This is a genomic window from Spirulina subsalsa PCC 9445 (assembly GCF_000314005.1).
Classification (GTDB): Bacteria; Cyanobacteriota; Cyanobacteriia; order Cyanobacteriales; family Spirulinaceae; genus Spirulina_A; species Spirulina_A subsalsa.
Genome location: NZ_JH980292.1, coordinates 2901289 through 2919752, shown reverse-complemented (window position 1 = coordinate 2919752; position 18464 = coordinate 2901289). Strand labels below are relative to the sequence as shown.

At 46.1% G+C, this 18464-nt stretch carries 23 protein-coding genes and 1 pseudogene; 12 read left to right on the top strand and 12 right to left on the bottom strand.

Translation table 11 applies throughout. From position 1 onward, the window contains the following. Positions 1 to 5: 5 nt before the first annotated feature. The 4 genes from cysW to SPI9445_RS0113330 form a co-directional block, all read right to left on the bottom strand. Entirely contained in the window at positions 6 to 824 is an 819-nt protein-coding gene (cysW, locus tag SPI9445_RS0113345; RefSeq protein WP_017305257.1) for a sulfate ABC transporter permease subunit CysW, read from the bottom strand. Next, on the bottom strand, positions 811 to 1671 hold the full coding sequence (cysT, locus tag SPI9445_RS0113340; RefSeq protein WP_017305256.1) for a sulfate ABC transporter permease subunit CysT: 861 nt from the start codon (positions 1669 to 1671) through the stop codon (positions 811 to 813). Before cysT ends, cysW begins: the two co-directional genes overlap by 14 nt. A 58-nt stretch (positions 1672 to 1729) precedes the next feature. Next, on the bottom strand, positions 1730 to 2044 hold the full coding sequence (locus tag SPI9445_RS0113335) for an NIL domain-containing protein (RefSeq protein ID WP_017305255.1): 315 nt from the start codon (positions 2042 to 2044) through the stop codon (positions 1730 to 1732). Between the two features lie 272 nt (positions 2045 to 2316). Beyond that, complete coding sequence (locus SPI9445_RS0113330; protein ID WP_017305254.1) at positions 2317 to 3348, bottom strand: sulfate ABC transporter substrate-binding protein; 1032 nt, start codon at positions 3346 to 3348, stop codon at positions 2317 to 2319. Between the two features lie 184 nt (positions 3349 to 3532). On the opposite strand from SPI9445_RS0113330, the gene SPI9445_RS0113325 reads away from it, so the two are divergent. After that, on the top strand, positions 3533 to 4324 hold the full coding sequence (locus SPI9445_RS0113325; RefSeq protein WP_026079771.1) for a Crp/Fnr family transcriptional regulator: 792 nt from the start codon (positions 3533 to 3535) through the stop codon (positions 4322 to 4324). 65 nt (positions 4325 to 4389) lie between these two features. On the opposite strand, the gene SPI9445_RS0113320 is transcribed toward SPI9445_RS0113325, so the two are convergent. Beyond that, entirely contained in the window at positions 4390 to 5007 is a 618-nt protein-coding gene (locus SPI9445_RS0113320) for an ExbD/TolR family protein (protein ID WP_017305252.1), read from the bottom strand. A gap of 48 nt (positions 5008 to 5055) precedes the next feature. Here SPI9445_RS0113320 and SPI9445_RS27640 point away from each other — a divergent pair, with 48 nt between their 5' ends. Continuing rightward, on the top strand, positions 5056 to 5232 hold the full coding sequence (locus SPI9445_RS27640) for a hypothetical protein (RefSeq protein WP_017305251.1): 177 nt from the start codon (positions 5056 to 5058) through the stop codon (positions 5230 to 5232). Between the two features lie 30 nt (positions 5233 to 5262). On the opposite strand, the gene SPI9445_RS25510 is transcribed toward SPI9445_RS27640, so the two are convergent. After that, positions 5263 to 5967 carry a MotA/TolQ/ExbB proton channel family protein gene (locus tag SPI9445_RS25510; RefSeq protein ID WP_017305250.1) on the bottom strand — a complete coding sequence of 235 codons (705 nt, stop codon included), beginning with the start codon at positions 5965 to 5967 and terminating at the stop codon, positions 5263 to 5265. Positions 5968 to 6077: 110 nt separating this feature from the next. Further along, entirely contained in the window at positions 6078 to 6431 is a 354-nt protein-coding gene (locus tag SPI9445_RS0113305; protein WP_017305249.1) for a hypothetical protein, read from the bottom strand. 139 nt (positions 6432 to 6570) lie between these two features. Here SPI9445_RS0113305 and SPI9445_RS0113300 point away from each other — a divergent pair, with 139 nt between their 5' ends. Beyond that, positions 6571 to 7716 (top strand): CapA family protein, encoded by a 1146-nt coding sequence (locus tag SPI9445_RS0113300; protein WP_202803693.1) that lies wholly within the window; start codon positions 6571 to 6573, stop codon positions 7714 to 7716. A 158-nt stretch (positions 7717 to 7874) separates the two neighbouring features. Further along, the gene (locus SPI9445_RS25505; protein WP_083883536.1) at positions 7875 to 8609 is read left to right on the top strand and encodes a DUF1919 domain-containing protein; all 735 of its coding nucleotides are present in this window, start codon (positions 7875 to 7877) and stop codon (positions 8607 to 8609) included. A 331-nt stretch (positions 8610 to 8940) separates the two neighbouring features. Here SPI9445_RS25505 and SPI9445_RS0113290 read toward each other — a convergent pair whose 3' ends face one another. Beyond that, the gene (locus SPI9445_RS0113290; protein WP_017305246.1) at positions 8941 to 9192 is read right to left on the bottom strand and encodes a hypothetical protein; all 252 of its coding nucleotides are present in this window, start codon (positions 9190 to 9192) and stop codon (positions 8941 to 8943) included. A gap of 77 nt (positions 9193 to 9269) precedes the next feature. Next, positions 9270 to 10034 (bottom strand): hypothetical protein, encoded by a 765-nt coding sequence (locus SPI9445_RS0113285; RefSeq protein WP_017305245.1) that lies wholly within the window; start codon positions 10032 to 10034, stop codon positions 9270 to 9272. A 77-nt stretch (positions 10035 to 10111) separates the two neighbouring features. On the opposite strand from SPI9445_RS0113285, the gene fmt reads away from it, so the two are divergent. Beyond that, the gene (fmt, locus tag SPI9445_RS0113280) at positions 10112 to 11113 is read left to right on the top strand and encodes a methionyl-tRNA formyltransferase (protein WP_017305244.1); all 1002 of its coding nucleotides are present in this window, start codon (positions 10112 to 10114) and stop codon (positions 11111 to 11113) included. Further along, entirely contained in the window at positions 11050 to 11334 is a 285-nt protein-coding gene (locus SPI9445_RS29970; RefSeq protein ID WP_164674523.1) for a hypothetical protein, read from the top strand. The genes fmt and SPI9445_RS29970 overlap by 64 nt, the downstream gene beginning before the upstream one ends. 280 nt (positions 11335 to 11614) lie before the next feature. Here SPI9445_RS29970 and SPI9445_RS25500 read toward each other — a convergent pair whose 3' ends face one another. Both SPI9445_RS25500 and SPI9445_RS0113270 read right to left on the bottom strand, forming a co-directional pair. Then, the gene (locus SPI9445_RS25500; protein WP_017305243.1) at positions 11615 to 12019 is read right to left on the bottom strand and encodes a DUF6464 family protein; all 405 of its coding nucleotides are present in this window, start codon (positions 12017 to 12019) and stop codon (positions 11615 to 11617) included. A 171-nt stretch (positions 12020 to 12190) separates the two neighbouring features. Then, positions 12191 to 12676: a hypothetical protein gene (locus tag SPI9445_RS0113270; protein ID WP_017305242.1), complete on the bottom strand. Its 486-nt coding sequence runs from the start codon at positions 12674 to 12676 to the stop codon at positions 12191 to 12193. Positions 12677 to 12894: 218 nt separating this feature from the next. Between SPI9445_RS0113270 and SPI9445_RS0113265 the strand changes: the two genes are divergently transcribed. The 6 genes and pseudogenes from SPI9445_RS0113265 to SPI9445_RS0113240 all read left to right on the top strand — a co-directional run bounded on the left by SPI9445_RS0113265 (position 12895) and on the right by SPI9445_RS0113240 (position 17963). Further along, complete coding sequence (locus SPI9445_RS0113265; protein WP_017305241.1) at positions 12895 to 14436, top strand: type I restriction-modification system subunit M; 1542 nt, start codon at positions 12895 to 12897, stop codon at positions 14434 to 14436. After that, entirely contained in the window at positions 14433 to 15083 is a 651-nt protein-coding gene (darT, locus tag SPI9445_RS0113260; RefSeq protein ID WP_017305240.1) for a type II toxin-antitoxin system toxin DNA ADP-ribosyl transferase DarT, read from the top strand. The genes SPI9445_RS0113265 and darT overlap by 4 nt, the downstream gene beginning before the upstream one ends. Before the next feature lie 16 nt (positions 15084 to 15099). Continuing rightward, positions 15100 to 16149 carry a type II toxin-antitoxin system antitoxin DNA ADP-ribosyl glycohydrolase DarG gene (darG, locus tag SPI9445_RS0113255; protein WP_017305239.1) on the top strand — a complete coding sequence of 350 codons (1050 nt, stop codon included), beginning with the start codon at positions 15100 to 15102 and terminating at the stop codon, positions 16147 to 16149. 26 nt (positions 16150 to 16175) lie between these two features. Further along, positions 16176 to 16352 (top strand): annotated as a pseudogene (locus SPI9445_RS0113250) (type I restriction-modification system subunit M); the annotation flags it as partial. 45 nt (positions 16353 to 16397) lie between these two features. After that, complete coding sequence (locus SPI9445_RS0113245) at positions 16398 to 16664, top strand: DUF2281 domain-containing protein (RefSeq protein WP_017305237.1); 267 nt, start codon at positions 16398 to 16400, stop codon at positions 16662 to 16664. A gap of 99 nt (positions 16665 to 16763) precedes the next feature. Continuing rightward, positions 16764 to 17963 (top strand): restriction endonuclease subunit S, encoded by a 1200-nt coding sequence (locus SPI9445_RS0113240; RefSeq protein ID WP_017305236.1) that lies wholly within the window; start codon positions 16764 to 16766, stop codon positions 17961 to 17963. Between the two features lie 25 nt (positions 17964 to 17988). Here the strand turns inward: SPI9445_RS0113240 and SPI9445_RS0113235 are convergent, their stop codons facing one another. After that, positions 17989 to 18216, bottom strand: a complete 228-nt coding sequence (locus tag SPI9445_RS0113235) for a hypothetical protein (protein WP_017305235.1) — start codon at positions 18214 to 18216, stop codon at positions 17989 to 17991. Positions 18217 to 18464: the final 248 nt, after the last annotated feature.

Sequence of the window (18464 nt, the reverse complement as noted above, 5' to 3'; positions counted from 1 at the left end):
TCCTCCTAAATTGTGTGAGTTCTTTTTTCCAAAATATCTTTCACCACCAGCGTAACCGCCGCCAGTAATCCCAACACCACCGCCGCACTAAAAGCCGCTTGGGTTTGATAGTTTTTGTAGACCTGTTCGACAAAAATTGGCAAGGTTGAAGTCCGACCAATAATACTCCCAGAAACCACCGCCACCGCCCCAAATTCACCCATTGCCCGCGCATTGGTTAACAACACCCCATAGAGCAAACCCCAACGAATATTAGGCAACGTAACACGCCAGAAAATCTGCCAATCTTTTGCGCCCAAAGTTCGAGCGGCTTCCTCTTGGTCTGACCCCATTTCCTCCAACACCGGAATCACTTCCCGGGCGACAAAAGGCAGGGTAACAAAGAGCGTCGCTAACACAATCCCCGGTAGGGCAAAAATGACCCGAATTCCTGCACCGTCTAACAACGGACCAAACCAACCTATCCGACCGTAGAGCAGAATTAACATCAAACCTGCCACAACGGGAGAGACAGAAAACGGCAGATCAATAATGCTCATTAATAAAGCCCGACCTCTAAATTGATTGCGCGCAATGACCCAAGCAGCACAAAGTCCGAAAATAGTATTAATGGGTACAGAAATAAGGGCAGCAATTAAGGTTAAAGAAACAGCGGCTTGGAAAAATCGAGTATTCACCGCTTCCCAAAAAGGCATAAATCCTCGGTGAAAAGCTTCATAAACTAGAGTCGCTGCCGGGATAAACAAAATCAAAGCTAAATATCCCACCGCTAACCCAATTAAAAGCCATTTTATTCTCTGATTCGGTTGGTTACTTGATGGCATAACTACGACCCCATTGTTGTAAGAAATTAATCACTAATAACAGCACCAGTGACACCATTAATAAAACCGTTCCGATCACCGTTGCCCCCGCATAATCGTATTGTTCCAGACGCTGAAAGACTAAAACCGGAGCAATTAAATCTCGAAACGGGATGTTTGAGGCAATAATCACCACTGAGCCATATTCCCCCACAGCGCGGGAAAATCCCAAGGCTACCCCGGTTAAAATGGGGGGAATTAAGGGGGGCAATAAAACCCGGCTAAATGTTTGCCAAGAGGACGCACCTAAAGACCAAGCCGCCTCTTCAATTTCTTTTTCCATTTCCTGTAAAACAGGTTGTAGGGTACGCACAATAAAGGGTAAGGAAATAAATAACATGGCGATAAATACCCCTAGCCGAGTAAAGGAAATTCGGACACCAAAGGGCGCAAAAAGTTGACCAATCCATCCCCGTTCACTATACACCGTCGCTAAAACTAAACCGGCTACAGAGGTGGGTAAGGCAAAGGGCAAATCAACGGCCGCATCGATAATTTTTCGACCGGGAAATTCATAACGAACTAACACCCAAGCGACTAATGTTCCCACTACCCCATTAATTAATCCTGCGGCTAGAGCGGTGATAAAGGTCACGCCATAAGCTGATAAAGAAACGGGCTGGGTCGCAATGCGCCAAAATTCATCTACTCCTAGGGTAAGGGATTTTGTGATTAGTGCTGTGATGGGGAGTAGCAACATTAAAACCAAATATCCTAGGGTGACAAACCAAGGAATAGAAATGGGCAACTTGGGGATAGAAATACGTTTCAAATTGTGATTAAAAGAACTTGACAAAAGGGAATTCATTGGCTCTATTTTTTCGTTTACTCAGTTTTCGAGAAGTTTAGATTTTGGATGATTGGGTTTACCAACCGTCGGGTTCTTGTTCTCGGAGTAACCCCGCAAGAGAAGCACTACCGCTCAAGATTTCCACATCTAAATCTGAGAGATAAACTAAGGCACTTTCAATCTGGGAGACTGAACCACTGAGGGCTAAATCAAACCAGCCGTCGCCTTTCGCATTTGCGCCTAACATGGCGGCTAAGATGGTCACTTCTAGTTGATATTTTGAGGCTAGGTGGGTGATGACGGGTTCTTGATGGTATTGTTGGGGGATTCTCACCCTCAAACGGACTTCCGTTTTACGCTGGTTTTGGTCTAAAGCAGGAGGTTTATTCATCAGAGGAATAGAATAGATTATGTGAGGTTTTGTTGTGGCTATATATTTAGGGTCTGCTAAATATCCTTCTAAGCACTGTTACTAGGAATTTTAGGCGTTTATACCAAATTAAATAGACTTGAGGACAAAAACCTGAATTTCCCCTGTTCCCCGTTCCCCGTTCCCTGTTCCCTTTTAACAGCGAGAAGTTGCAAGGTTTTAGGGATAAATCATCAAAAAGGCTTGCCTTTTTCCGATTCCCCTTCCTGTTCCCTGTTCCTCGTTCCCTTAACCTAGGATTTACCAACCTTGGCTAATACTTGATCAAAAATTGCCCCATCGTCAAAAAACTTGGTTTGAATCGCATCCCAACCGCCTAAATCTGTCACGGTAAACAGGTTATTAACTTGGGGATATTGAGCAGAAAATTCGGCGGCTATGGTTTCATCTACAGGACGGAATCCAACTTTAGCAAATTCCCGTTGTGCCTCTGGGGTAAAGAGAAACTCAACAAATGCCTGGGCGACTTCTCTTGTGCCGTGTTTATCTACATTGACATCAACAAGGGTAACAGGATTATCAATGGAAATGTTGTAATCTGTTGGAATAACATAGGGTTTGACATCCCCTTGTTGTGCGGCTAAAATTACCTCATTTTCATAGTTAATCAAGATATTCCCTTGACCTTGATGATAGAAAACATCGGTCGATTCCCTCGCATCTTTGGGCAAAACGGGGACGTTTTTAAAGACAGCTTCGACAAATTCTAAGGCTTGTGCATCACTGCCTCCGGCTTGGGTAATGGCTCCCCAGAGGCCGAGAAAATTCCATCTTGCCCCCCCGGAGGTTTTGGGGTTGGCGGTGACTACTTGAATGTCATCTCTGGCGAGATCAGACCAGTTTTCAACGTTAATATTTTCGTCTCGTTTCACTAACGCGGCGACGGATTTATGGACGATGGAACCGTTGGGAAGTTCGTCTTCCCAACCGGATTCAATGAGTCCTGCTTCTTCAATGCGTTGGGTATCTAAGGCTAAGGCAAGGGCGACAATATCGGCTTCTAATCCATCAATAACGGCGCGAGTTTGGGACCCGGAGCCGGCGTAACTTTGGTTAAATTCTACTCTCTGTCCGGTTTTGGCTTCCCACTCTTGGGCGAACTTGGGAATGATGTTCTCATAGGCTCTCTGGGTGACGGCATAGGAAACAAGGGTGAGTTGTGCCGTTCCAGATGTGCCGCCTTGTGGTGTGGTGCAGGCGGCGATCGCAAAACTGGCAAAAATTCCGGCAAATAGCCAACTGATGAAGCGTCTGGGCTGATTCATTGTTCTGGTTTAACTCCGATTGATAGCGGACAAGGACATTACAGGACAAATTCTGTTAAATCGTATTCTGACTTTACCCGATTTGTGTTTGTATTGCAATACAAATTAAAAACAAATTCAAGGAAAAATGGAAACCATGAGCCTTTATGCCATGATGGAGGCGAGACTACGGGATTTAATAGGGATGGCAAAGCGCGCCAAGGTTTTAGAACCGAATTTATTAGAACTTTTGATCCAACAGAATTTTCTCTTTCGAGGCTTAGAGGCGGCAGAGTTGGCTAATGACCTGCCACCGGAGAGTTTAAAGGTAGAGAAACTGTTTTCTAACCGTCCGGTGTTTACGGCTTACCTGCCGGATGAATTTCTAGATGTTTTGTATGTGATTCTCAATGAGGGTCTAGTGATCACCCGTAGCACCCCCCTTGACCGGATTATTGCGATTACCTATCCGGGGGGGTGTTTTGGCATGAGGAGTTTACCGTTTAGTTACGGCACCGCGCACCGGGCTTTCCCCAGTCAGGTAGAGGCCTATAAAACCACCCAAGTGATTAAAATTCCTCTAGATGTTGTGCAGCGTCTTTATGAGAACAATGGGGAATTTCGCGATCGCTACCGTTTATTATTTGAACTGCGCACCAAGTTCCAGTACCATCTCCTAAACTGTAGCAGTTACCCCCCCCAAGCCGTCGCCGCCCTCCTCCGCGCCCTCATTTATCAAGAGCGAGAGTTAGGCAATCAACCCGACTCCCAGCAGATATATAGTTTTGATCTCCCTGTAGATGTGATTGCTCGTGCTTGTCAACTGAATCAGCGCACTGTGGAGCAAGTCCTCAAGGGAATGCAGCAAATTGGCTTACTCCAAACGGCTAAAGGCCATGACGCATCAGGGGATTTAGTCCAAGTTATTGACCCAGAAGGCTTAAAAGAGGTCTACAGTGCCACGCGGGATAAAGTCTCATGGTGGCCGTTACGGTAGTTAACAGGGAACGGGGAATAGGTAATAGGTAATAGGGAAGAATTATCAATTCTCCCCTGCCCCCCCTACTCCTCCCCAGTGGGTAAATCAGGACTAGCGGGAAGGTCTGGACTGGTGGGTAAATTGGGACTGGGAAGGGTGGGGATAGGACTAGAGGGAGTGGTGGGAATCGAAGGCATGGGGGCGAGATCCTCCGGTGCGGTGCTGCCTTCCGGTAACGTTGCTAAGGCCACGCGATCGCCTCCCGCCTGACGTAAAATGTCCAAAACTTGGATTACATCGTCATAACGGCTACTTTTCGAGGCATATAAAACCATTAACCCATCGGGCCGAGTGAGAAAATAATTCTCTACCGTTTGGGACAGTTGATTTTTATTTAAAACAGGCTGTTGTTCCACATACACCTGACCAAAATCATCCACACTAACAATCAACATCTCCCGCATTTGTGCCGCCCCCGTCGAAGCGCGGGGTAAGTCCAAACTAATGGCCTGCTGACGAGAAAACCCCACAGCCGCCAAAATGAAAAAGGTCAGAATGCAGAAAATAACATCAATTAAGGGAATAATTTCAATCCGTACCTCTTGATTAGGGTGATTATCTACCCACAACTTCAGAGGTTGAACCGTAGAGGCCAAGGGACGAGCTTTAGGGGGTTTCCGCTTCGGATTAACAGAAGTCATAATTTCAACACCGTTAGGACAAGTTGGGACAGATTTAAGGCTGGCTGAATGAATCAGGAATCGGGAGTCGGGAGTCGGGAGTCGGGAGTCGGGAGTCGGGAGTCGGGAGTCGGGAATCGGGAGTCGGGAATCGGGAGTCGGGAGTCGGGAATCGGGAGTCGGGAATCGGGAGTCGGGAGTCGGGAGTCGGGAGTCGGGAATCGGGGAAGAGGCAAGAGGGAATAATTATCAATTCTCCCCTGCTCCCCTGCTCCCCTACTTTTCCGTTTGAGGGTCAATAATTTTCTTAGGGCCTTTAACCAAAGCTGGGGGATTAATCGTAAACTTCAGGTCTTCCTTTTCCACCCAATGCTGGCGATAGAGCAGTTCTAAATCACTCCCCGCCTTGCGAAAAATCCGCACCTGACCAAAGAGAAAGGCCTGGAACAGACGGTAAAAGGCTAAACTCACAATGGCCACCACCAAACCCGCCGCCGTTGAAATGAGAGACTCCCCAATCCCTAGGGTAACTCCCGCCGTGGAAGCGGTTCCTAAGTCACTGATACTGATGGAACCGAGGGAATTAATCAGCCCTAATACGGTGCCGAGGAGTCCCAATAAGGGGGAAAGCGCAATCACGGCTTCTAGGATTTTGTCACCCCGTCGCATTAAAGCTAACTCATCGTCCGCCGCCGCTTCTAGGGCGAGGTGGAAAACATCCGGTTCGGGTTGGGGCAGTTGGAGGGGGGCAAAGAGAAACCGCCCAATGGGATGATGACGGTAGTCCTTCGCAATTTCTGAGCCACTTTCCCAGTTGCGAAAGGTAGACTCCATAATCGTGTTCAGAATTTGCCGTTCTTGCAACAGAACTCTCGCCCAAAACCATAGACGATCGAGAATTACGCCTAGGGCGAGTATAGACAGAAAGAGAATCGGCCAAATGGCAATTCCGCCCTTGATAATTAGTTCTTGTGGTGTCACGGTGAGTCCTTATGGGTGAACTACGTCTTACATAGAATATTCAGTCTACTATAGTATTTTTGAGCCATAGTGTTAGTTGAAGGCTGAGGTTTCTGGAGAGTGGGGAATGATTATTGATTTTTAAGACAACGCTCAAACTTCTCCTCCGCCTCATTCAGTTTCGGATTGTCCTTGACTTGGAACATTCGCTCTAGTTGTTCGTTCTGCATTTCATCAAGCGCCCGGTTAATGCGATCGCGAGTATCCTTGTTATTGATACTTAATTCAGGTGGTAGACAGTCAATTACGGCTTGTAGGCGATCGCTATCTGGTTTCCGTTCCGCCTGTACAATCGGCACAGCAGGACTCACCCGAGGATATTGAGCCGAAGTCGCAGGCAACGTCAGCGCCCAGATAATCCCCACCAAAACTAAACTTAAAATAATACTTGCGAATATCAACAGTCTACGGTTGTTAGAATTCATGTAACTTCATCGAAAACTTTGGGGTTGAAACCCCGCCCTTTTAGGGCGGCTTGAATATAAATCTTAGCACCGTCCGTTCAAGGTGGTGAGGATGTCAAGCCATCACAAGCTAAGACAATCTTAAAGGTTTTGAGCGATTATGTTTGGTTTTTCAGTCTGGCGAACGAGAGGGCTTTCCCTCACCCTATTAGGTTTTACAGTCATGCTAGGGGCCTCGGGATGGACTCCCCCCTTAGTGGCTCAAACCTTTAGCGATATATTACCCGAGTGGGAAATTCCAGAACCCCCTCACCCCCCCTTCATTGGCCCAGAAATTTCTACCGTCACCATTAAAGCCGTCGGGGACACAATTTTAGGCACTAACTACCCCAGTAACAGCCTCCCCCCCCAGCCCGATGCTTTGTTTCAACGAGTACAATCCTTACTCACCGATGCCGATTTTGTCTTTGCCAACTTTGAGAGTACCCTAACCAATCATCCCCACACCCCGAAACGCCCCTCTGCGGGGCGAGTCTACGCCTTTCGCAGTCCCCCGGAACATAGCGCCGTTTTAAAACGGGCTGGATTTACCATTCTCAGTGTGGCTAATAATCACTCCCATGATTTTTCTGTGCAAGGTTATCAAGACACTATCCGCCATATTCAAAATCAGGGAATGTTAGCCGTCGGCGAAAAAAATAAGATTGTTTATACCGAAGCTAACGGGCTTAAAGTGGCCTGGATTGGCTTTAGTTACTTAGGACATCATAACTCCATCCATGACCTCGCCCAAGCGCGCAACCTCGCCCAACAAGCCAGTCAAAACGCCGATATTGTGATCATTTCCGTTCATGCAGGGGCAGAAGGGATGAACGCCATCCACACCCGCAATCAAACGGAAATGTTTCTAGGAGAAAATCGTGGGAATTTAGTACAATTTTCCCGTACTATGATTGATCATGGAGCCGATTTAATTTTAGGACATGGCCCCCATGTTCCCCGAGCCATCGAACTTTATCGAGGTCGTTTAATTGCCTATTCTTTAGGAAACTTTGTCGGCTATCGTACCTTAAACACCCAAGGATATAATGGTTATTCGCTCATTTTAGCCGTAGAATTAGAGGCAGATGGTCGATTCTTAGGGGGGCAAATTATTCCCTTACGGTTAACCCCAGACGGGATTCCCTATCCTGATCCTGAAGGGCGTACTATCCAACTGATTCGCCGTTTAAATGGGAGTGATTTCCCTCAAACCCCTCTCGAAATTACTCCAGCAGGTGAATTAAATTTGCTACCGAAAGATTAAGACTCTCTCTCTTCTGTCCGATCAGGTTCAACCCCTGATTCTCTCCTTGGCTGTGATGCCGAAGATTCGTTAAAATCGTCCAGCGTGACGGAAAAAAGATACACCACAACTAATATAGCATAGTAGGCGTTTAACAATCAAGATTTATGTTAAATTAAATGGCGAATCTTTCTATGTTTAGCAATCTTAGGAAATTAATTTTTCAAAGGCGGGTTAAATTAAGGAATCTAACTATTATTACAAATAATTGTTGGGGAGCGACTCTATATTCTGATCTAAATATTCCTTATCAATCTCCTTTTGTTGGCTTATTTATTTTGCCCGATGATTACCTGAAATTATTGGAAAATATTCCTAAATACCTCCAATCTTCCCTATTATTTATTGACCAATCCTCTCGACCTATTATATCGAATCAAATTAAGAAAAAATATCCAATCGGGCTTTTAAATGAAACCATAGAAATCCACTTTCTCCATTATTCAACCATTGAGGAAGCTCGGACAAAATGGCAAAGACGCTTAGAACGAATTGATTGGAATAATCCTAATTTTTTTGTCAAGTTTTGTGATTATGCTGAACTCTATCCTCAATATTTTAACCCCCAACAGATACAACAATTTGATCAGCTAGAAATTCCTTATCCTAAAGTTTGTTTTACGGCTCGTCCCTACCCCGATTTATCATCAACGGTCTGGATTAAAGAATGTCAAAACCAAAACGGGGTTTATAATGGGGTGAAACTGTATCGAGTCTGTGATCAATATTTTGATCTGGCAGACTGGCTCAATGGAGGTAGTGGTCAATTAGGGTATTTACCCCAAACTGTTAATTTTGTAGAAGGGACACTACGGCAAATTTTGCGGAAGCCAAAAATTGGGGAAGGGGATTGATGGGGGTGACAAGTTAAGGTTCAACGTTAGAATTTAAGGGAACGGGGAACAGGGAACGGGGAACAGGGGGAGATGTCTATTACCTATTACCTATTACCTGTTTCCTAGCCCTACGAGTAGAGTTATTCAGCAAGCCCTATTTAAATTTATTTTGAATTCAAGCCAAAAAAGTGTTATTTTTTGGCGATAAAATCCAAAAATAACACTTTTTTGAGTATTGTTCCAAAAAGGAAAACGCCCTAGGGCAGATAGTCCTTATTTGTCAAAGGAAGAATTAAAAACTATCAATTAAGCGATTAAGCCATTAAGAATTGATAATTATTAATTCTTATTAATACCGTTCCACACTGCCGCCAAATACAGGTTCAACACGGATGGCGGCTACACAGTTAGGACGCAGCACCATGTATTCTCCTTGTAGGTTCTTAATCGGAACACTGATGAATGTATCATCATTCGCTTTGGGAATAAACTCCCCGCTATACCACTTCTGGAACTCCTGAATGCTGTTAAAACGAACCTCTTCACGGTGTCCCGTGGACAATAAAATAAAGACGATATATTCGTCTGGCTTTCTCGGCATAAAGATATCTCCTTGTTCCCTCCCCAGTCTATCGAATGTTGATTCTCTCGTGACAGAATTATGCTAGAGCAAGATACTCAGACCACGAGATGGAAAGGCTTTAGCAGAGTTTGCAACAGAGGAGGGAGGGTTTTTTTAAGTTCGTGGGCCGCTTTAAATGATAACTGTTGCAGGTTCATTAGGTCAAAGGGCATCTGACCCTCTAGGCGCTCTTGTTGGAGGAGAAGCACTTGTCCAGAACGCCTGTAGTTTAAAGCATAGCCCAATTCTGCACAGACGGCCGGACTGAGGAGGAGTTGCGGGGTTTTGTCTCCTTCAAGGGAGGAAACAGGGGTACCATCAAAGATGACTAATAAACTCTTGCGAATCTGCCGGAATTGATGGGAACTTAAACGGAGGGGGGCTTCCGTGGGGCGCGCCGCGAGTTGTAGGGTGAGGGGATGGCGGGATTTCTCATTGATTTGTGCGATCGCCTCCTCCAACACTTCCCGAATCATCTCACTAGCGGGGGGATACTCCCGTTGGTAACTGAAAAAAATCACCGGCTCCAAAGCCGCCGTAGTTTCCTGCTTGGTAAAATAAATTTCCTGAGAAATCAAATCAATGTTAGAAATGGCATAGCCCCCACTCCCCTCAATGTAAAACTCCACCGTTTCCCCCGCCAAATAACGCCGAAACCAGCCCGACGTTTCCACCTCCACCCGATCATCCAAAAAATCCGCCCGCAGTCCCGACTTTAACAAACTGTTGCGACTGAGGCGCAAATCATGGGGACGTTTGACAATTTCCCCAATCGGTTCATAATCTTCTAAATACCACGCCCGCAGTGCGATAATCGCCATAATTTCGCCCCCTTAATCTCGGTTTTCAGCCACAAAACACTAAATATTGATTATAACATCAACATATTGACCCCATTATGAAAATCATCTTTTTTGGCACCCCACAATTTGCCGTCCCTAGTTTAGAACGATTCCTCAACGCCCCGAATTTCGAGGTTTTAGCCGTTGTCACCCAGCCCGACAAACCCCGAGGGCGGGGGAAAAAATTAATCCCCTCCCCAGTGAAACAAGTCGCCCTAGAGCATCATCTCCCCGTCTGGCAACCGAAACGGGTTAAAAAAGACCGAGACACCCTTGATTTTTTGCGTCAGAGTCAAGCCGATGCCTTTGTTGTGGTGGCTTACGGTCAAATTTTATCCCCAGAAATCCTTGCCCTGCCCCGTTTAGGCTGTATTAACGGTCATGGTTCCCTACTGCCCAAATATCGGGGCGCGGCTCCCATCCAGTGGTGTTTGTATCATGGGGAACAGGAAACAGGGATGACAACGATGCTAATGGATGAAGGCATGGACACCGGGGCTATGTTGCTGAAATCCTCCGTTCAGATTGGTTTGTGGGATAATGCCGAAGAGGTCGGGAAGATCCTTGCTCAACAGTGCGCGGATTTACTCCCGGAAACCTTGGAGCAATTAGACGCGGGGACGATTACCCCCACACCTCAAAACAACGCAGAAGCCACCTACGCGCCCTTGATTCAGAAAGAGGATTATGAGCTAGATTGGACAAAATCCGCGATCGCCCTCCACCATCAAATCCGCGCCTTTTACCCCAACTGCGTCACCCCCTTCCGAGGCACCCCCTTAAAAATCCTCGCCACCAGCCCCCTAGGAGAGCCATACACCCCCCAACTCCCCCCCGCCCTACGGGATCTAGCCCCAACCCTGCTCACCCCCTCAAACGAGCCACCGGGCGCAATTCTACACCTCGTCAAAAAACAGGGCTTCGTCCTGCAAACCGGAGACGGCCCCCTACTCATTCAAGCCGTACAACCCGCCGGGAAAAAGCCCCAATCCGGTTGGGATTTCGTCAACGGTCAACGGTTAACCGTCGGGGAACGGGGAATAGGGAGTCGGGAATAGGGAGTCGGGAGTCGGGAATAGGGAGTCGGGAGTCGGGAATAGGGAGTCGGGAGTCGGGAATCGGGAGTCGGGAATCGGGAGTCAGGAATCGGGAGTCGGGAGTCGGGAATCGGGAATCGGGAGTCGGGAGTCGGGGAACTCTCCCCCCCTGTTCCCTGTTCCCTGTTCCCTGTTCCCTAAAGAGAGGGAATCTGTGTAGGGGCGCAATGCTTGCGCCCTAGGGAATCGGGAGTCCGGGAACTCTCCCCCCTGTTCCCTGTTCCCTGTTCCCTGTTCCCTAAAGAGAGGGAATCTGTGTAGGGGCGCAATGCTTGCGCCCTAGGGAGTCGGGAATCGGGGAACTCTCCCCCCCTGTTCCCTGTTCCCTGTTCCCTGTTCCCTAAAGAGAGGGAATCTGTGTAGGGGCGCAATGCTTGCGCCCTAGGGAGTCGGGAGTCCGGGAACTCTCCCCCCCTGTTCCCTGTTCCCTGTTCCCTGTTCCCTAAAATAAAAGAGTTTTGGCTATTCCCCTGCTCCCCTGCTCCCCTGTTCCCCTGCTCCCCCGCTCCCCTGTTCCCTACCCACAAAATACCGACACCCATCACAAGGCCCCATCGGATTCACCGCACAGCGTAGGAGTTCTGACCGTGCATTGAGGCGACAATTAGCATCACCAATCACCCAACGCCCCTCTATCCAACTCTTTTCTTGGGGTTTTTGGGCAGCCTGTACATACACAGAAATCTTGTGTAAACGATACCCCCCCAACCGATACTGATAATGATGATGGCGCTCCAAAATGGCGTAGGTTTTCCCGTGCAAATTGAGATAATTTCCGGGCTGTGGAGTCCAATCCAGTTGAATTTGCCCTAAATGTTCTTGGGGGTGGGTCAAAATAATATCAGTCGGTAGTGAATCTTGCTCCATCAAATAAAACTCGCTAGAGGAACTCCCGCCCAATGACATCCAGTTAGGGGAAAACGGGAGCAGAAAGCGAGGCGAGAACTGTCGCTTTCCGAATCTGTCCATCATGCAGCCATGTTAGCGCGACCAACCCTCCGCCTTCACTCTTCTTTGTCTTCTCCCCACAATTGCCCTCTAAGCAAAATCGGGCGGGATGGGACGAGATCCCGCACCGGGCGAGGGTTTCACCTGTTCCATTTGACTCTTTACTAAGTTTTGTAAATCTTGGCGCTTAACTTCCTTGCCTTGGCTTAAATTCTTGGGAACATCCATAAACACCACACTATCCACCGGTTCCATTGCCAACAGTTGAAACAAAATATGGGTTACAGGTAGGCACACCGCCATTAAACTGGGGTCGGGGGTTTCTTGAAACTGACGGGCATCTTTGAGAGTGGCGAACGCATAGATCACTTTTTTCTGTTGTTGGGGTTGAGCGCGGTTGCTGAGGGTGGTTAATACCCACTCTTGGGTTAGGCTTTGCATGACATAATATTCTAAATGCTCGACCTGTGCGGCAAAGGCGCGCAAAACCGGGCCAATGACTTGCTCAATCAGGACACCTGTCCCATCGGGGGGGGCTTTGTCAATCAGTCGTTGAATCTGTTGGTTAATATCCATTTTTTGTTCAGGTTTGGGTTCTTCCGGGTTAGTGGGACAAACTATATCAAATTACACACTTTGCAGACCGGAGAATGCTTGAAAGCCTTGTCACACCTAAACATAAGTCTAGCTTATAACTATAGATCCCGGAGATCCATCTGCACCTGTACTTGTTAAAATACAAAACCGAGGTCACACTGACTGTTATTCAAAACCTTTGAACCAGAATTTTCATAATGACGAGTACCCAACAACGCGCCGCCCTACAACGCCAAATCTGGCAAATCGCTAATGATGTGCGCGGCTCAGTGGATGGCTGGGATTTCAAGCAATATGTATTAGGCACGCTGTTTTATCGCTTTATTAGTGAAAACTTTACTAGCTACATTGAGGCGGGTGATGACAACATCCACTATGCGGAGATGCCCGATAGTGTGATTACCGACGACATCAAAGAAGATGCCATTAAAACCAAAGGCTATTTTATTTATCCAAGTCAATTGTTTGTCAATGTTGTCGCCAGTGCTAACACGAATGAAAGCCTAAATACTGACCTAGCGGCGATTTTTTCGGCGATTGAAAGTTCTGCCAATGGCTACCCCTCGGAGCCGGATATTAAGGGGCTGTTTGCGGATTTTGACACGACGAGCAACCGCCTTGGCAATACGGTTAAAGATAAAAACCTACGCTTGGGGGCGGTGCTGAAGGGGGTGGCAGGGCTGGATTTTGGGGGTTTTGATGCCAGCCATATTGATCTGTTTGGGGATGCCTATGAGTTTTTGATCTCGAACTATGCGGCCAATGCGGGGAAATCGGGGGGCGAGTTTTTTACACCGCAGCCCGTTTCTCGGTTGATTGCCCAGCTTGCGATGCACCAGCAAACCAGTGTTAATAAAATTTATGACCCGGCTTGTGGTTCGGGTTCGTTGTTGTTGCAGGCGAAAAAGCATTTTGATGCTCACCTGATTGAGGATGGTTTTTATGGGCAGGAAATTAACCATACTAACTACAACTTGGCGCGGATGAATATGTTTTTACATAACATCGAATACAACAAGTTTAATATTCAGTTGGGCAATACGTTGACTGACCCACATTTTGGGGATGAAAAACCGTTTGATGCGATTGTTTCTAATCCGCCTTATTCGGTGAAGTGGGTTGGGAGTGGCGACCCGACGTTAATTAATGATGATCGCTTTGCGCCTGCGGGGGTGCTTGCGCCGAAGTCTAAGGCTGATTTTGCCTTTGTGTTGCATTGTTTGAGTTATTTATCGAGTAAGGGGCGGGCGGCGATTGTCTGTTTTCCGGGGATTTTTTACCGGGGGGGTGCGGAAGCGAAAATTAGACGGTATTTGGTAGATAACAATTATGTGGAAACGGTGATTGCGCTTGCGCCTAATTTGTTTTTTGGTACTTCCATCGCGGTGACAATTTTGGTGTTATCGAAGCACAAGCCAGACTCTAAAACTCAGTTTATTGATGCCAGTGGGTTGTTTAAGAAGGAAACGAATAATAACACCCTGACGGATGATCATATTGCGGAAATTATGGGGGTGTTTGAGAGCAAGGAAGATGTTGCCCATTTTGCGCGATCGGTGCCGTTTGAAGAGATTGCGGCGAATGATTACAATCTGTCGGTGAGTAGTTATGTGGAGGCGGAGGATACGCGGGAAAAGGTGGATATTGTGGCGTTGAATGCGGAGTTAAAAACGACTGTGGCGAAGATTGATCGTTTGCGGGCGGAGATTGATTCGATTGTGGCGGAGATTGAGGGATGACAATCACTCCCGATCGCCCCAAGATTTATCACATCACCCATATTGATAATCTCCCTAGTATTGCCGCCAGCATGGAGTTAATCTCTGATGCCAACCGTATCGCTCAAGGAATATCTTGCTCATTAGTCGGGATGTCAACCATCAAACAACGCCGCCTTGAAGAAATAGAAGTTCCTTGTCATTCAAATACAAAAGTTGGGCAGTATGTGCCATTTTACTTTTGTCCACGCTCGATCATGCTGTACATCCTCCACATGGGCAATCATCCTGAGATTACTTACCGAGATGGGCAGAGCCAGATCGTCCACCTACAAGCAGACTTTTATGAGGTCATCAACTGGGCTGATGCCAATGTAGTTCCTTGGGCTTTTAGCAATGGTAATGCAGGAGCGTTTCTCACTGCTTTCTATAACGATCCTAACCAACTGGGTGAAATTGACTGGCGCGCTGTGGGTGCTAGAGATTTTCGAGATGCCAAAATCAAAGAGGGCAAGCAAGCCGACTTTTTGATGTTTGATGTCTTTCCCTGGACATTGATCGAAAAAATTGGGACAATCAATAGCACAATTGCCACCAAGGTTAAAACCACTCTAGCCCAAGCAGAGCATCAACCTGTAATTACCATAGAGCCTGACTGGTACTTTTGATTGAACCCCCTAAACCATGATTACGCTCACCCAAGGAGACATCCTCAAAGCTGACACTGAAGCAATAGTCAACACAGTTAATTGTGTGGGCATCATGGGGCGTGGCATTGCCCTGCAAGTTAAGAAAGCCTTTCCAGAAAATTTCAAAGCCTATGCAGCCGCCTGTAAAGTTAATCAAGTGCAACTGGGGCAGATGTTTGTTTATGACCTCAACTGTCTATATAATCCTCGCTTTATTATCAACTTTCCTACTAAACGTCACTGGAAGAATAAAAGCCAGATTGCCGATATTAAAACAGGACTCATTGATCTCCTAAGAGTTGTCAAAAAACAGCAAATTCGCTCCATCGCCATTCCTCCCTTGGGTTGTGGTTTAGGGGGGCTAAATTGGGATGATGTTAAGCCGTTAATTATCGAGGCCTTTCAGTCTGTACCAGAGGTCAAAATTCTCTTATTTGAACCTATTGATTCACCCCAAACCGTAGACATAACTCCCCAAGCAGAACCCCCTAAAATGACCCCAGGGCGAGCTGCTTTACTGGGGCTGATGCGTCGTTATCTTGCCGCCGTTATGGATCCCACCGTAACACTTCTAGAAGTCCATAAGTTGATGTACTTCATGCAGGAAGCAGGGGAACCTTTACGGCTAAAATTTCAAAAAGCTCCCTACGGTCCCTATGCCGAAAATCTGCGCCATGTTCTCAATCATATTGAAGGGCATTTTATCAGTGGTTATGGCGATGGCGGAGATCAGCCAGACAAACCCCTTGAATTAAAGCCCTATGCTTCTGAACAAGCTGAAATCTTTCTTTCAAACCATCAAATAACTCAGCAAAGATTTGAGCGTGTTGCTAATCTGATTAAGGGTTTTGAGACAACTTTTGGCATGGAGTTATTATCTACGGTGCATTGGGTCGCTACTCATGAACAAGCCACCACTCCGGAGTTAGCAGTGACGCAAGTTCATGCTTGGAGTCCTCGTAAGAAAATGTTTACTCCCCATCATATTTACCTAGCATGGGAGCGGCTCAATAAAGCAGGATTGATTAATGCAGAACAAGGCTGATATGACTCGTTATGTTGAACTTTGTATTTGAAGAGATTGCGGCGAATGATTACAATCTTTCAGTGAGTAGTTATGTGGAGGCGGAGGATACGCGGGAAAAGGTGGATATTGTGGCGTTGAATGCGGAGTTAAAAACGACTGTGGCGAAGATTGATCGTTTGCGGGCGGAGATTGATGCGATTGTGGCGGAGATTGAGGGTTAAAAAAAGATAACTTAAATTAAGATCGTGCAAACAGAGGAAAAAATAATGTCTAACTTAGTAGTTCAAAAACAAGAATTGATTCAATCGATTAACGCATTACCCGATGAAGCACTTATCGAGCTTGCCAACTTCCTCGAATATCTACAATACAAAACCCGCCACCAAAAAACATCCCCACCTCAACAAAATTTCCTCCTCAGCATTGCGGCTCTGGGTCAATCTGGAGAAACTGATATTTCTGACTTAGAAGAAGAAATACTCTGTAATGAAATCGATCCTATTCATGGATGGAACAGTAATTCAGAGAAATAGCTATGACTGCATTGAGGTGTATGTAGAAATGACCCGTTGCGCCGAATTTTGTATTAAAGAGATTGAGCGGGAATTAATAGGGTTTGATGGAGGTGTGGGATGAGTTTTATGGAAAGGTTGTTAGATGGGGTGGCGGTGGAGTGGAAGCCGTTGGGGAAAGCTCTTGCTCGTACCAAAGGCACTAAAATAACTGCTGGGCAAATGAAAGAAATGCACAAAGAAGATGCGCCATTAAAAATCTTTGCAGGCGGTAAAACTGTTGCATTTGTTGATTTTGAGGATATTCCAGAGAAGGATATAAATAGAGAGCCTTCAATTATTGTAAAATCGCGTGGTTTTATTGAATTTGATTACTACGATAAGCCCTTTTCACATAAAAATGAAATGTGGTCTTATCATTCAAAAGATGAGAGTATTAGCACTAAGTTTGTGTACTACTTTCTTAAAATTAATGAGCCATATTTTCAAAATCTTGGCAGTAAAATGCAGATGCCACAGATTGCAACACCTGATACTGACAAATTCCAAATCCCCATCCCACCCATTGCCATTCAAGCCGAAATCGTGCGGATTTTGGACACTTTTACAGCGTTGACCGCCGAGTTGACCGCCGAGTTGACCGCCGAGTTGACCGCCCGCCAACAACAATATAACTACTACCGCGATCGGTTGTTTACCTTTGGGGGTGAAGTACCCATTATGCAACTTTCACAATGTTGTGTAAGTATTGCCGACGGTGATCATCAAGCACCACCAAAAACTAATACAGGTATTCCATTTATTACCATTTCAAACGTTTCAAATTCACATCAAATAGATTTTATCAATACAAAATTTGTTTCAGAAGCTTACTATACTGAACTTGATGATAAACGCAAAGCGAGAAAAAATGACATTCTTTATACCGTTGTGGGTTCGTTTGGCATTCCAGTTTTTATAAATGAAAACAGGAAGTTTACATTTCAACGACATATCGCCATTTTGCGCCCAAATGGAAATGTAATTATTCCTAAATATCTTTATCATGTACTCCGCAGTTCTGATTTTTTGAAACAAGCTTATGCGGTAGCTGTTGGTGCAGCACAAAAAACCATTACCCTAACAGCACTAAACAGAATGAAAGTCCCTGTTCCCTCTCTCGAAGAACAAGCCCGCATCGTCGCCATCCTCGACAAATTCGACACCCTCACCACCTCCATCCGCGAAGGCCTACCCCGTGAAATCGCCCTGCGCCAACAGCAATACGAATATTACCGCGACCTGTTGTTAAACTTTCCCAAAACTAAGGAGAAAAAATGAGCAAGTTGAACTAGCCATGAGTCTTTCACCACTCACTTTCTCGCAAATTTCGCAACCAAGTAGTGCTACTTAAATCTTCGCGATCGCGCCACATTCCCACAAAAGGATCACTGACTAAATCAACACTTGATGAGGTAGGTAAAGAATCAGAGCATAAATACTTCTGTTTCAAAAAAGTGATGAGGCTGACGACTTGCTTCTGTGCTTCAATAGGCAAAGATAAAAACTCATCTAAAATTTCTTGATTTGTCATGGTTATACCCTCTAAACAGAACAACACATTTTTGATTGAGTCTATCTATTATACCCATTTATTTTAAGTGTCGAGTTGAATTAGTCCCGCCGCCTGTGGGACAATATTCCCTGATTGGTGTAGTCACATCTGCCGACAGTGGACGAGATTGAGAGCGACCATGACCGACTACAACGCGATCACTGAATCCAATAACTCTCTAGGCAGCGATATAATCGGCTAAATCAGTTAGTAATCCCCCATATTCT